The 14235-nt window shown below is 68.9% G+C and carries 10 protein-coding genes and 1 pseudogene; 3 read left to right on the top strand and 8 right to left on the bottom strand.

Annotated elements, in window-relative coordinates; all coding sequences use genetic code 11:
• Positions 1-109: 109 nt before the first annotated feature.
• Complete coding sequence (locus DFS13_RS01380) at positions 110-1012, bottom strand: LysR family transcriptional regulator (protein WP_006483836.1); 903 nt, start codon at positions 1010-1012, stop codon at positions 110-112.
• Between the two features lie 155 nt (positions 1013-1167).
• Here DFS13_RS01380 and DFS13_RS01385 point away from each other — a divergent pair, with 155 nt between their 5' ends.
• Positions 1168-3219, top strand: a complete 2052-nt coding sequence (locus DFS13_RS01385) for an FUSC family protein (protein ID WP_111441315.1) — start codon at positions 1168-1170, stop codon at positions 3217-3219.
• Here DFS13_RS01385 and DFS13_RS01390 read toward each other — a convergent pair.
• Together DFS13_RS01390 and DFS13_RS01395 are read right to left on the bottom strand one after the other, a co-directional pair.
• Positions 3212-4132 (bottom strand): bestrophin family protein, encoded by a 921-nt coding sequence (locus DFS13_RS01390; RefSeq protein ID WP_006481614.1) that lies wholly within the window; start codon positions 4130-4132, stop codon positions 3212-3214. The two genes, DFS13_RS01385 and DFS13_RS01390, sit on opposite strands and share 8 nt — an antisense overlap.
• Before the next feature lie 12 nt (positions 4133-4144).
• Positions 4145-6469 (bottom strand): FdhF/YdeP family oxidoreductase, encoded by a 2325-nt coding sequence (locus tag DFS13_RS01395; protein WP_006494665.1) that lies wholly within the window; start codon positions 6467-6469, stop codon positions 4145-4147.
• Between the two features lie 152 nt (positions 6470-6621).
• Between DFS13_RS01395 and DFS13_RS01405 the strand changes: the two genes are divergently transcribed.
• Positions 6622-8043: a PLP-dependent aminotransferase family protein gene (locus DFS13_RS01405; RefSeq protein ID WP_109342548.1), complete on the top strand. Its 1422-nt coding sequence runs from the start codon at positions 6622-6624 to the stop codon at positions 8041-8043.
• A 41-nt stretch (positions 8044-8084) separates the two neighbouring features.
• Here DFS13_RS01405 and DFS13_RS01410 read toward each other — a convergent pair whose 3' ends face one another.
• Positions 8085-9326, bottom strand: a complete 1242-nt coding sequence (locus DFS13_RS01410; RefSeq protein ID WP_111441316.1) for a mechanosensitive ion channel family protein — start codon at positions 9324-9326, stop codon at positions 8085-8087.
• Between the two features lie 452 nt (positions 9327-9778).
• Here DFS13_RS01410 and DFS13_RS01415 point away from each other — a divergent pair, with 452 nt between their 5' ends.
• A complete protein-coding gene (locus DFS13_RS01415) occupies positions 9779-11497 on the top strand; it encodes a SulP family inorganic anion transporter (protein WP_034202221.1) in 1719 nt (572 codons plus the stop codon).
• Between the two features lie 12 nt (positions 11498-11509).
• Here DFS13_RS01415 and DFS13_RS41135 read toward each other — a convergent pair.
• From DFS13_RS41135 to DFS13_RS01435, 4 genes and pseudogenes are all read right to left on the bottom strand, one after another.
• A pseudogene (locus DFS13_RS41135) lies at positions 11510-11662 on the bottom strand (transcriptional regulator); the annotation flags it as partial.
• The gene (locus DFS13_RS01425; RefSeq protein WP_111441317.1) at positions 11661-13088 is read right to left on the bottom strand and encodes a DHA2 family efflux MFS transporter permease subunit; all 1428 of its coding nucleotides are present in this window, start codon (positions 13086-13088) and stop codon (positions 11661-11663) included. The gene DFS13_RS01425 and the pseudogene DFS13_RS41135, both read right to left, overlap by 2 nt.
• Positions 13085-13648 (bottom strand): isochorismatase family protein, encoded by a 564-nt coding sequence (locus tag DFS13_RS01430; RefSeq protein ID WP_006481616.1) that lies wholly within the window; start codon positions 13646-13648, stop codon positions 13085-13087. Before DFS13_RS01430 ends, DFS13_RS01425 begins: the two co-directional genes overlap by 4 nt.
• Before the next feature lie 67 nt (positions 13649-13715).
• Positions 13716-14171 carry a MarR family winged helix-turn-helix transcriptional regulator gene (locus tag DFS13_RS01435; protein ID WP_006481621.1) on the bottom strand — a complete coding sequence of 152 codons (456 nt, stop codon included), beginning with the start codon at positions 14169-14171 and terminating at the stop codon, positions 13716-13718.
• Between the last annotated feature and the right edge of the window lie 64 nt (positions 14172-14235).

Consider the following 14235-nt stretch of genomic DNA (forward strand, 5'->3'; position numbering starts at 1 on the left):
CAGGCTAACCATGCGGCGAACGACGATCAACGCTTGCGCGCTCATTAATTCCTTTCCTGCGCTGCAATAATGTAGTCGACGTGCATCGATTGCCGGCCGTGCGAGGCGGTTACGGCGCGGTTCGCCAGGTGGCGAACAGTTCGGTGAGGAACTCGACGAATGCCCGCACCTTGCTGTCGAGCGTCGCGCGGCGCGGATAGAGCGCGTGAAGCTCGACGTCGTTCGTACGGTGCCAGTCGGGCAGCACGATCTCGAGCTCGTTCCTCGCGAGCCGTCGCGCGGTGAAATGCGTGGAGATCAGCGCAATGCCGCCGCCGCTCGTGGCCTGGCGCAATACCGTGACCGATTCGTTCGAGATCAGCACGGGCTGCACCGGGACGTCGGCCCGCTCGCCGTCGGTGTTGCTGAGCCGCAGCGTCAGGCCCGGCGCATCGCGGCCGACGAACAGGATGTCGTGTTGCGCGAGATCGTCCGGCGTGCGCGGCCGGCCGGTGCGATCCAGGTAGGCCGGGCTCGCGGCGAGCTTCGCATGCGACCAGCCGAGCGAGCGCGCGACGTAGCCCGAATCGTTCAGCAGACCCGCGCGCAGCGCGACGTCGAAGCCATGCTCGACGAGGTCGAGCGGACTGTTGTCGTAGATCAGCACCAGCTGCACCAGCGGGTAGCGCCGGCGGAATTCGGCGAGCGCCGGTTCGAGCTGGAACAGGCCGATCGCATAGGGCACCAGCACGCGCAGCGTGCCTTCGGGGTCGGTGCGAAGCGTGCGGACCTGGCGGTCCGCGTCGAGCAGGATGTCCTCGGCGCGCAGGCAGCGATCGTAGTAATCGCGCCCGGCTTCGGTGACCGACACGCGGCGTGTGGTCCGGTACAGCAGTTGCACGCCGAGATCGTCCTCGAGGTGCTTGACCTTGCGGCTCACGCGACTGAGCGGCATGTCGAGTTCCACGGACGCGGCGGTGAAACTGCCGCGTTCCACTACGCGCAAGAAGATTCGGATGCTATCGAGGTCCATACAAATTGGTTACGTGTTCAACCTGCGCGCATCTTACCGTTGTCGGTCCTGCCACTGCATTTTCATGTCAGTTGTCCAGATTATTCCGTGCGCTGCAATACCGCATTCCGTTTCGGCCGGTAGTGGCGCGCGTCGCACGCTCGTATGCTCGACGCATGAAATTTTCCGTCCCCGGCCTGCCGCCGATCGCGGCCGTGCGCGCCGCGCTGCGCGATGCGTGGCCCACCTTGCCGCCGGGCGCGCTCGGCTTCGCATTACGCAATACCGCCGCGTCGTTGCTCGCGCTCTATATCGCGTTCCGCATGAATCTCGACGATCCGATCTGGGCCGCCTCGACCGTGTGGATCGTCGCGCAGGGCAGCCGCGGGATGGGGCTGTCGAAGAGTCAGTACCGGATTCTCGGCACCGCGATCGGGGCGACCGTGGCGCTCGCGCTGACCAGCGCATTCGAGCAGACGCCGCAATTGTTCCTGCCCGCGCTCGCCGCGTGGATCGGCCTGTGCGCGGGCATCGCGACGTTCCAGCGGAATTTTCGTGCGTATGCGGCGGTGCTCGCGGGCTATACGGCCGCGATCGTCGCGATGGACGCGGTATCGGCGCCGCTGCATGCGTTCGATATCGCGGTCGCGCGGTTTCTGTACGTGGTGGTCGGCATCCTGTGCGGTGCGCTGTTTGAAACGGTCTTCGCACCAGGCGCGCCGCTGAAGGACGTCCGCACGCGGCTCGCGCGCTATCTCGACCGCGCGGTGGCGGTCGGCGCGGGCGCGCTGCGCCGCGAGCCGAACGACGCGGCCGTGCACCGGCTGTTCGCGGACGCGCTCGAACTCGACACGGCGGCCGAATACGCGGCGGCCGGCGCGCCGCCGGTGCGCAACATGATCGGCCATCTGCGCGTGGCGGCGCTCGGTGTGCTCGCCGCGCAGGCTGCCGGGCAGGCGATCCGCGAGCATGCGGCGCGCGCCGGCGGTGCGCCGGAGCCGCTCGTCGACGAGGCGGCAGGCGTGCTCGACCGGGTCGCCGTGTCGGGCGACGCGGGGCACGAGATGGCGGCGCTGCGCGTACGGGTGGACGCCGCCCTGCGGGTCGAAGTGGCCGTGCCGGCCGGCACCGACACGTCGCGCCTGCTCACGCTCGACCGGCTGTCGGCGCTGCTCGGCGGCTTCGACCGCGCATTCGCGAGCCAGGCATTGCTCGAGCGGCCGGTGCCGCCGCCTGCACGCGTGCGCTATGCGTTCCACCGCGATCCGGTGCTCGCGTGTCACAACGGCGTCCGCGCGTTCATCGCGGTGCTGGCCGCGTCGGCGATCTGGATCTTCACCGCGTGGCCGGCGGGCGGCGGGTTCGTCGCGATCACGGCGGTGGTGAGCGCACTGTTCTCGACACGCCCCAATTCGGTGCGCGCGATCGTCGGTTTCATGAAAGGCACGGCATGCGCGGCGGTCGCGGGCGTCGTCTGCAACTTCGCGCTGCTGCCCTCGGTGTCGGGCTTCGAGATGCTGGCCTACATCCTCGGCGTGTTCCTGATCGGCACCGGCCTGGCGATACGCCATCCGCGCACGGCCGCGATGGGCAGCGCGTTCTCGATCTTCTTCTGGAATTTCACGTCGCCGAACAACACGGCGCGCATCGGCGACGCCGCGTTCCTGAACAGCGCGCTCGCGACGCTGCTCGGCATCGCGTTCGGTGCGCTGGTGTTCGCGCTGGTGTTTCCCGGCGATCCCGGCACGAGCCGGCGACGCCTGCATCGCGCGGTGCGCCGCGATCTGGTGCGGATCGCGCGCGATCCGCGGGCGTGGTCGGCGAGCGCGTGGCTGAGCCGCACGGCCGACCGGCTCGCGCGCGAGCTCGGGTTCGCGGGCAGCGTGCCGCAGACGCAGATCGAGCACGACATGCGCGATCTGCTCGCGATCTGGGGAATCGGCGACAGCCTGCTGGCGCTCGCTGAACTGGCCACGCGGGAACCGGCCGCGCGCCGCGCGGCGGCGGCGGTGCGCGGGCGCGTTGCGCGGGCGGATTTCGCGCGGCTCGAACGGAGCTGCGACGCGGCGGCCCGCCTGTTGCGCCGTCGCGTGGCCGCGCGCGACGGCGACGCCGCGCATGCGTTGCTGAATGGCGTGGTCCTGCTGCGGCGGATCGCGGATGCGGCCGCCGAGCATGGCGACTTCCTGCGCGGCCGGCGCGATCGGGCGGGGCGGCCGGTCAGGTGAGGCGGTACGACGGGCCGGGCGTCACCTCGGCCGGCAGCGGCTCGCGGTTCAGTTCGAGCAGCGTGCGCTCGATCTGCCGCGTCATCGCATCGAGCGCGAGATGGTTCGGCCCGTCACCGAACGGTTCGGCGATCGCATGCGCGATCGCGTCGAGCGCGATCAGCGTATAGGCGACGAAAACTGTTACAAAAGGTGTCGCCGCGCCGATCGAATCGACGAGGCCGAACGGCAACAACACGCAATATGCGTAGATGGTCCGGTGCAGCAGCACGTCGTATGAAAACGGAATCGGCGTCGATGCGATGCGCTCGCAGCCGCTCACCATCGCGACGAGATCGTCGAGGCGCGCATCGAGCATCCACAGCCGCGTGTCGGCGAGCTGGCCCGCATCGGCGCGCGCGGCGAACGCTTCGCGCAGCGCGTGCACGACGACGACCGGACGAAACCGGGCAGCGGCGACGCGCGTATAGGTCGCGCCGTCGAGCAGCCCGCGCAGGTCCGCGGCCGGATCGGTGCCGCGCAGCTGATGCTTGAGCGTGTAGACGAATGCGACGACCGTGCGCACGAACGCGCGGCGCGATGCGTCGTCATGGTCGACCGCGCCGTAGCAGAGCGCCTGCGACACCAGCGTGCGCGTGGCGGTCAGCACGCCGCCCCACAGCTGCCGGCCCTCGCGATAGCGTTCGTAGCTGGCGTTGTTGCGAAACCCGGCGAAGATCGCGAGCGTCAGGCCGATCAGCGTGAACGGCGTCGGATTCAGCGGCACCTTCTCGCCGAGCACGCGGCCGCCGCCCCACACGGCGACGAGGCTGATCGCGAGCGTCAGCACGAGTTGCGGCAGGATGGTCGGCAGCACCGAGCCGTTCCAGACGAGCAGCATCCGCAGCCAGTGTTCGCGCGGACGAACGATCATCGTCGTGCTCCGTCAGGCGGCGATCGACGCCGGCGCGGCCGCGCGATGCAGCAACACGGGCACCGACTTCGACGTCGGCGTGTTGCACACGTCGCCGACGCTGTCGAGCGGCACGAGCGGGTTGGTTTCCGGGTAGTACGCGCCGATACAGCCGCGCGGGATGTCATACTCGACGAGCAGGAAGCCGTCCGCGCGCCGCTCGATGCCGTCGTGCCACACGGTTTCCATGTCGACCCATTCGCCGGCCTTCAGGCCGAGCATCGCGAGATCGTCGCGGTTGACGAACACCACGCGGCGCTGGCCGAACACGCCGCGATAGCGGTCGTCGAGTCCGTAGACGGTCGTGTTGTACTGGTCGTGCGAGCGCGTCGTCATCAGCGTCATCAGCCGGTCGCCGTGCAGCGCGCGGGCACGCTGGATCGGCGTGTCGGTCGGCAGCGCGTGCGCGATGAAATTCGCCTTGCCCGTCGGCGTGAGCCATTCGCGGTCGCGCGACGCCACGCGCAGGTGAAAGCCGCCCGGCCGCGCGATGCGCGTGTTGTAGTCGTAGAAGCCGTCGAGCGTCGCCTCGATCGCATCGCGGATCTTCGCGTAGTCGTCCTTGTACGCGAGCCAGTCGATCGTGTCGCTGCCGAACAGCGCGTGCGCCATGTGCGCGACGATCGCGGGCTCCGACATCAGGTTCGGCGAAGCCGGCTTGTTCATCCCGTACGACACGTGGACCATGCTCATCGAGTCCTCGACCGTCACGCCTTGCGCGACGTCGTCCTGCAGGTCGATCTCGGTGCGGCCGAGCGTCGGCAGGATCAGCGCGTCGCGGCCGTGGATCAGGTGACTGCGGTTCAGCTTCGTCGTGATGTGCACCGACAGTTCGCAGCGGCGCATGCCTTCCCACGTGCGCGGCGTGTCGGGCGTCGCCATCGCGAAGTTGCCGCCGAGGCCGATCAGCACCTTCACGCGGCCGTCGAGCATCGCTTCGATCGTCTCGACGACGTCGTAGCCGTGATGGCGCGGCGGTTCGAAGTCGAACACGTGGCCGAGCCGGTCGAGGAACGCCTGCGACGGCTTTTCCTCGATGCCGACCGTGCGGTTGCCCTGCACGTTCGAATGGCCGCGCACCGGGCACAGGCCGGCGCCGGGGCGGCCGATGTTGCCGCGCATCAGCATCAGGTTGGTCAGCATCTGCACCGTCGCGACCGAATGCTTGTGCTGCGTGATGCCCATCCCCCACGTCGCGATCACGCGTTCGCTGCGCGCATAGAGCCGCGCGAGCGCGTCGATCTGCTCGTACGGCACGCCGCTTTCGGCCGTCAGCGCGGACCAGCTTTCGGCGCGCAGGTCGTCGGCGAACGCGTCGAAGCCGGCCGTGTGCTCGCCGATGAACGCGGTGTCGATGACGCGCGGCGCACCGGCGGCGCGCGCGTCGTCGTCGAGTTCGAGCACGCGCTTGGCCATTCCCTTGATCAGCGCGAAATCGCCGCCGAGCGTCGGCTGGATGAACGTCGATGCGATCCTGGTGCCCGACATCGTCAGCATCTCCAGCGGGCTTTGCGGATCGGCGAAGCGTTCGAGGCCGCGCTCCTTCAGCGGGTTGATCGACACGATCGTCGCGCCGCGCTTCGCGCATTCGCGCAGCTCGCCCATCATCCGCGGGTGGTTGGTCGCGGGGTTCTGGCCGAAGATCAGCAGCGTGTCCGCATGCTCGAAATCGTCGAGCGTGACGGTGCCCTTGCCGACCCCGACCGACGCCGGCAGCCCGCGGCTCGTCGCCTCGTGGCACATGTTCGAGCAGTCGGGGAAGTTGTTGGTGCCGTACCGCCGCACGAACAATTGATACAGGAACGCGGCCTCGTTGCTGGCGCGGCCGGACGTGTAGAACGCGGCCTGGTTCGGGTCGGGCAGTGCGCGCAGGTGGCGGGCGATCAGTTCGAACGCGTCGTCCCATGCGATCGGCACGTAGCGGTCGGTCCGCGCGTCGTACACCATCGGATCGGTGAGCCGGCCGTGCTGTTCGAGCTCGAAATCCGACTGTTCGAGCAGTTCGGTCACCGTGTGCGCGGCGAAGAAGTCGGGCGTCACGCGCTTGCTCGTCGCTTCCGCGGCCACGGCCTTCACGCCGTTCTCGCAGAATTCGAACGTCGACGCGTGCTGGCGGTCGGGCCACGCGCAGCCCGGGCAGTCGAAGCCGTCCGGCTGGTTCTGGCGCAGCAGCGTGCGGTAGTTGCCGCCGGCGACCTTTTCCTTGATCAGGTTGATCGTGACGGCTTTCAGCGCGCCCCAGCCGGCGGCCGGGTGGGTGTACGGTTCGATGCGCGCGGTGGCGGATTTCTTTTTCATGATGCGGGTGTCGGGGTCGATGCGTGCAGAGTACGCGCGGCACCCGTCCCGCTGTGTGTACACCTGTTCACTTCAAAAAAGAGTACAGTTTCGGCCATTCATACAGTGCGGATCGCAACTGTGTTGCTGAAGGGAAGCTGAAAGGGAGGCGCGTGAAGCGTTACGAACAACTGGCCGACGATCTCCAGGCGCAGATCGAGCGGGGCGTATACCGGCCCGGCGAGCGGATTCCGTCGGTGCGTCAGGCGAGCCGGCAGCAGCAGCTCAGCGTCACGACCGTGCTGCGCGCGTACCTCGTGCTCGAAAGCCGCGGCCTGATCGAAAGCCGGCCGCAGTCGGGCTACTTCGTGCGGGCGCGCGCCGTGGCGCCGGCCGAGGCGGAATTGCATGTCTCCGCGCCGGCCGCCGAGCCGTCGGCCGTGGACGTGAGCCGGCTCGTGCTGTCGACGCTGCGCTCGATCGCGCGCGACGACGCGGTGCCGCTCGGCTCGCCGTATCCCGACGCGTCGCAGTTTCCGGTGCAGCGCCTCGCGCGCTATGCGCAGGCGATCGGGCGGCGCCGCACGCGCTGGGGCGTGATCGACGACCTGCCGCCCGGCAACCAGGAGCTGATCCGCCAGATCGCGCGGCGCTATGCGGAGCGCGGAGTCGCGGTCGAGCCCGGCGAGATCGTGATGACGATCGGCGCGACCGAGGCGATCAACCTGTGCCTGCAGGCGGTCGCGAAACCGGGCGACACGATCGCGGTGGAGTCGCCGACCTTCTACGCGATGCTGCACGCGATCGAGCGGATGGGCATGCGCGCGCTGGAAGTCGCGACGCATCCGGGCGACGGCATCGATCTCGACGCGCTCGGGCGGATTCTCGCGAGCGAGCGCATCGCGGCGTGCATGGTGATGCCGAACTTCCAGAATCCACTCGGCTTCCAGATGCCCGATGCGCGCAAGCGCGCGCTGGTCGAACTGCTCGCGAAGCACGGCGTGCCGGTGATCGAGAGCGACGTCTATCACGAGCTGCACTTCGGCGACACGGCGCCGAGCGCGTTGAAGTCGTTCGATCGCGACGGGCTGGTGCTGCATTGCGCGTCGTTCACGAAGAGCCTGTCGCCGCGCTACCGGATCGGCTGGGCGATGCCGGGCCGCTACCGCGACCAGGTCGAGAAGCTGAAATTCCTGAATACGCTCGCGACGCCCGCGATCGAGCAACTCGCGATCGCCGAGTACCTGAAATACGACGGCTACGACTTTCACCTGCGGCGCATGCGCAAGCAGTATGCGCAGCAGGCGAGCCTGATGAGCGCGATGGTGCGGCGTTTCTTCCCGGAAGGCACGCGGCTGTCGCAGCCGCAGGGCGGGTACGTGCTGTGGGTCGAGCTGCCGCCGCAGGTCGACGCGATGAAGCTGTATTCGCTGGCGCTCGCGCAGCGGATCACGGTCGGGCCCGGACACATGTTCTCGGCCGGCGCCGATTACCGGCATTTCATCCGGCTCAATTACAGCTACCCGTGGTCGCGGCAGATCGAGGACGCGCTGAAGGTGCTGGGGCGGCTCGCGTCGGAGTGCGCGGCGCGGTGAGCGCCCCAGCCTGACGGCAGGGCAGCCCGCCGTGCCGGGTATCAGCCCGCGTGCGGCGCCTGCAGCGCGGCTTGCGCGGTGTCGACCATCTGCCGCATGTCGAAGCCCGACGGATGCTGGTAGACGCGCAGCCCGAACTCCGGCAGCACCGCGATCAGGTGGTCGAACAGGTCGGCCTGGATGGTCTCGTAGTCGACCCACGTCGTCGTATCGGTGAAGCAGTACAGTTCGAGCGGAATGCCTTCGGCCGTGAGCGGCAGTTGCCGCGCCATGTTCGTCATGTCGCGGCGGATGCGCGGATGGCCCTTCAGGTAGTTCGCGACGTATGCGCGGAACGTGCCGAGATTGGTCAGCTGGCGGCGGTTCGCCGGGCAGTCGCCGGCCGCACCCAGCGTGCCGTTCCATTGCGCGATCGCATCGACCTTGTCTTCGAGATAATCCTTCAGCAGCGTCAGGCGTTCGAGACGTTCGATCTCGTCGTTCGACAGAAAGCGCACGCTCGTCGCATCGATGAACAGCGCGCGCTTGATGCGGCGGCCGCCCGCCTCGGTCATCCCGCGCCAGTTCTGGTAGCTCTCGGTGATCAGCTTCCACGTCGGCACCGTGATGATCGTGTGATCGAAGTTCGCGACCTTGACGGTGTTCAGCGTGATGTCGATCACCGTGCCGTCCGCGCCGGCCGACGGCATCGTGATCCAGTCGCCGATCCGCAGCATGTCGTTCGACGACAGCTGCACGCCGGCGACGAGGCCGAGCAGCGTGTCCTTGAAGATCAGCATCAGCACCGCCGACATCGCGCCGATGCCGGACAGCAGCAGGCCGATCTGCTTGCCGGTCGCATCACCGATCACGACGAGCGCGGCCGTGATGAACATCACGAGCTTGACGAGCTGCATCGCGCCTTTCAGCGACAGGCGCGGCTGGTCGCGCCGGGACGTGCGGTGCGTGTGTTCGAGCGCGGACAGCGTCGCGCTGATGGTCATCGTCACGAGGAACACGATCAGCGCGAACAGCACCTTGTCGGCGACCTGCGCGGCCAGGCCCGGAATGCCGGGCACCGCGCCGAGCCCGAGCTTGATCACGACGAACGGCACGATGCGGTTCAGCCATTTGAAGGCGCCGAATTCGAACAACGCGTCGTCGACGCGCGTGGCGGACAGCCGCGCGAGTCGCGCGACCACGCGAAACAGCAGGAAATGCACGACGGCGGCGATCGCGCCGGCGGCGGCGAGCAGGACGAGGATGCCGACGAGCGGCGTCAACCAGGATTCGTTCAGGGTCATAGGAGCAGACTGGGGCCTTCTTGTGCGTTGAATCGGCGCCGCGACGCGGCGCGCGCCCGGTGAAGGGCACATGAAAGGGACCGTGATTGTGCCTTCGGGTTCCGGAGGCGTGCCGCGAAGGCGGGCGATCGGCTCCCGAATCGGCTCACCTTTGTGCAGGTATCCTCTCTATCAAGGTGAAGACGAGCGGCGAATCGACGTCACCGCAAGCCGGTGTGCGAGCAGGGCGCCGGACGTGTCGTTCACGGGGCGCGATCGTCCGGAAGCCGCGACGGCCGGCTGTTGCGCTTCGATGCGCGCGATAGCCGATCCATGCAATCATGCGGACGTCACACGCGTCGTCGGTGCGTCGTTCGCGTTGGTGCGCGGCCGGTCCGGCGACGGTGAGCGACACGCGACACCGTCGCGCACCCGTTCGCGGCCTCGTCATTTCGACCTCACGCATTTCACGCATGCCAGATTCCAACGAAAGCCGTCCGTCACGCGTGCGGCTGCTGAAAGGCCTCCTTCCGATCCGCCGCGCGGCGGCGATACGCGACATCGTCGCGGGCATTTCGCTCGCGTCGATGGATATCCCGCAGGTGCTCGGCTACGCGCGCATCGCCGGCATGCCGGCCGTCACCGGGCTCTACACGGTGTTCCTGCCGCTCGTTGCATTCGCGTGCTTCGGCGCGTCGCGCCATCTCGTGGTCGCCGCCGACTCCGCGACCGCGACGATTTTCGCGAGCCGGCTGTCGTCGATGGCGCCGGCCGGCAGCGCCGACTATGCGGCGCTGGCCGGCATGGTCGCGTTGCTGACCGCCGCGATGCTGCTGCTCGCGCGCATCTTCAAGCTCGGCTTTCTCGCCGATTTCCTGTCGCGCACGGTGCTGGTCGGTTTTCTCGCCGGCGTCGGCGTGCAGGTGTCGATCGCGATGCTCGGCGACATGCTCGGCCTGGCCGTGCCATACCCGGCGTCGCGCAGCCTCGCGCAACTCGACTACGTCGTCACGCACCTGGCTCACACGCACTGGCCGACGCTCGCGCTCGCGGCGCTCGTCGTCGTCGCGATTCTCGCGTGCAAGCGGTTCTTGCCGCGCGTGCCGATGCCGATGATCGCGGTCGCGGGCAGCATCGCCGCGAGCGCTGCGTTCGGCTTCGCCGCGCACGGCATCGCGGTGCTCGGGCCCGTGGCGGGCGGGCTGCCGCCGCTGCGCTGGCCGTCCGTCACGTGGCAGCAGTTTCTCGATCTCGTGCCGGTTGCCGCTTCGTGCTTCGTGATGATCATCGCGCAGAGCGCGGCCGCCGCGCGCGTATTCGCGCAGCAGTACGGCGAGGACGTCGACACCAACGCCGACATCCTCGGGCTCGCGGCCGCGAACGCGGCGGCGGCGCTCGGCGGTGCGTTCGTCGTCAACGGCAGCCCGACGCAAACGGCGATGGCCGACGGCGCGGGCGTGCGCAGCCAGATCGGGCATCTCGCGTTCGCCGTCGTCGTCGCCGTCGTGCTGCTGTTCTTCAGTCCGTATTTGCAGTATCTGCCGCATGCGGTGCTGGCCGGCATCGTGTTCACGATCGCGCTCGGGCTGATCAACGTGCGCAGTCTCGCGGCGATCCGCGAGGAAAGCCCCGGCGAATTCACGCTCGCGCTGATCACGGCCGCGGCCGTCGTGACGGTCGGCGTCGAGCAGGGCATCCTGCTGGCCGTCGCGCTGTCGCTGATGCGGCACGTGCGCCACAGCTACCAGCCGCATACGATGGTGCTCGAACCCGTGGCCGGCAACGGCCGGTGGCAGCCGGTGCCGACCCGGCGCGGCGCGATGACGGCGCCCGGATTGATCGTCTACCGGTTCGGCGCCGACCTGTTCTTCGCGAACGATCACCGGTTCGCTGCCGAAGTGACCGAGCTCGTCGAGGCGGCGCCCGTCCCGCCGCGCTGGTTCGTCGTCGATGCGGGTGCGATCACCGACGTCGACTATTCGGCCGCGCGGACCTTGACCGATCTCGTCAGGTCGCTGCATGCGCGCGGGATCGGCGTGCTGTTCGGGCGCGTGAACCGTTATCTGCGCGCGGACATGGATCGTCACGGGATCACCGAGGTGGTCGGCGCGACGTGCATCTTTGCCACGCTGCATCAGGCGCTGGAGGCGGCCGGTACGACACCCGCGCCGCAGGAGCCGGGCACGGTGTAGCGCGATGCGGCGCTACGCGAGCGCGCGCAGGCGCGCGAAACCGTTGCGCAGGCAGCGGGCCAGTTCCGCCGCGGCCGGCGTGTGCTGGCCGCGCGGCACATGCAGGTTGATCGAGAAATTCGGCAGGACGGGCAGGCCGCCGCCGGCCGGCAGGATATCGAGGTCAGTCGCCGCCGCCTGCGCGGGACGATCGCAACGGCAGCCGCAGCGTCGTCACGAAGCTTGCCGCATGCAGCGCGCACAGCAGGCCGAACGCCCACGCATAGGCGACGGCCTGCGTGCCGCCGGCCGTCGTCGATTCGGCCTGCAGCCGCCACGCGAGAAACAGCGTGCACAGCGTCGTGAACGTCGGGCCGCCGAGCCGCTGCACGATATTGAGCGACGTGGTCGCCATCGGCAAGTTGCGGCGCTCGACCGACGCGTACGCGGCGGCGATCGACGGCGCGCCGATCGCGCTCTGGCCCATGCCGCGCAGAAACAGCGCCGGTACGAGCACGAGCGGATCGTACCCGGTCAGCGCGATGAAGACGAACGGCAGCGTGGCGACGAGTGCGAGCAATGCCCCGGCGGCGGCCAGCCGACGCACGCCGAACCGGTTCGTCAGCGCGCCCATCGACGGATAGGTGACGAGCATGCCGAGCCCAAGCGGCGCGAGCAGCCAGCCCATCTCTCCCGGCGAGCGCCCGCACGCCTGGATCAGGAACACGGGAATCAGCATCTGGCCTGCATACATCGCGCCGTTCGACAGAAATTGCGTGCTCGCTGCCGCGCCGAATACGCGCGAACGAAACAGCGCGAGGTCGATCAGCGCACGTTCCCGCTGGCGGCGCTCGAAGCGCAGGAACGCGATGAGCAGCAGCGCCGAGCTTGCGACCGCCGCGATGCCGAGCGTCGAGCCGATCCGCTCGACGCCGTACAGAAACAGCACGAGCGCCGGCGACAGCAACGCGAGGCCGAGCCAGTCGAGTTCGCGCCGCGGCGCATCGTCTTGGTCGCCGGGCAGGAACCGCGCGGCCAGTGCGAGCGCGAGCGCGCCGACGGGCAGGTTCACCAGAAACAGCCAGCGCCACGACGTGTGCTGCAGGATCGCGCCGGCCACGACCGGGCCGAGGATCGGCGCGAGCAGTACCGGCACCGCCGCGTAGCCGATCGCGCGCGCCATCTGCTGGCCGGCGACGCGCGCGATCATCATCTGCGCCATCGGCGCGAGCAGGCCGCCGCTGACGCCTTGCAACACGCGAAACGCGATCAGCGACGGCGCGGACCACGCGAGCCCGCACAGCGCCGACGTGAGCGTGAACGCCGAGAAGCACCACAGATACAGCGCCTTCGCACCGATGCGGTCGACGAGCCAGCCGTTCAGCGGCAGCACCAGCGTCAGCGCGAGCAGGTAGCCGCTCGTCACCCACTGGATCGTCGACAGGCTGGCATGCAGGTCGGTCGCGAGGCTCGACAGCGACACGTTGACGATCGTCGCATCGAGTTGCGACAGCAGCGAGCCGAGCGTCGCGACCGCGCCGACTTTCCAGATCGATGGATCGAGCCGGCCGGCCGCGTGGCCCGGCGCCGGCCGGATGCGCTTGTCGCTCACGCGCCGCGCCGGTCGAGCAGCGCGACGATGTCCTGCGTCGTGCCCGTTTCGCCGAGACGCGGGAACAGCCGCTCGACGCTGTTGACGTGCGCGTCCGCGTTCAGGTCGGTCATCGCGTCGACGGCGAGCGTCACGTTGTAGCCGAGTTCGTGCGCCTGCCGCGCGGTGGATTCGACGCCGATGCTGGTCGCGACGCCGGTCAGCACGATCTGCGTGACGCCGGCTGCCTTCAGGTGCGCGTCGAGACCGGTGCCGGTGAAAGCGCCCCAGGTCTGCTTCGTCACGACGTGGTCGGTCGGCTGGCGGTTCAGCTCGGGCACGAGTTCGGTCCAGTCGGCCGGAAGCTGCGCCGTGCGTGGCGCTTGCTCGGTGCGGCCCGGTGCGCCGCCCGCGACGTTGACCAGCACGACCGGCAGGCCGCGGCTGCGGAACGCGTCGAGCAGTTCGCGGGTGCGGGCGATCACCGGTGCGACCGGGTGCGCGGTGGGGAGGGCGACGATGCCTTTCTGCAGGTCGATGACGACCAGCGCCGTGTTCGTGTCGAGACGGGTTGCGCTCATGATGGGGCTCCGGGGACAGGGCGGGGAAAGCCGTGCGCGCGCATGCCGCGTCGCGCGCCGGCCGGGTTCATTGCTCGCCGATGCGGCGGATCAGCGGGATGGCGGCGGCGAGCGTGTCGATGTCGTGCGGATCGAGCTTCTCGATCGCGGCGCCGAGCCACTTGTTTTTCGCGGCGTTGCGCTTGTGTCGTGCGTCGAGGCCGGCGGCGGTGAGTTTGAACAGGATCTGGCGGCCGTCGGTCGGATGCGGTTCGCGCTCGACGAGCGCGTCTTCCTCGAGGCTCGCGAGGATCGCCTTCATCGACTGCGGCTTCATCGCTTCGGCGCGCGCGAGATCGGCAGTCGTCATCGGCCCGTGCCGGTGAAGCCGTGCGAGTGCGCTCGTCTGGGACATGCCGAGCCCTTCGGAATCGATCTCGGAGCGCAGCCGGCGGATGAGCTGGCCGACCGCGAGGGTCAGGTCGGCGGCGACGGCGTCGGCGGAAACGCCGGGTTTGCGTGGCGGGTTCATGCGGCGAATCATAGAATAAGACAGTTAAACTTGCAAGTTTAACTGTCGAATTGATTGCCCGTTGGCGACGCCGTCC

Origin of the sequence: Burkholderia sp. 28_3 (assembly GCF_003253915.1) — a bacterium.
GTDB lineage: Bacteria > Pseudomonadota > Gammaproteobacteria > Burkholderiales > Burkholderiaceae > Burkholderia > Burkholderia cenocepacia.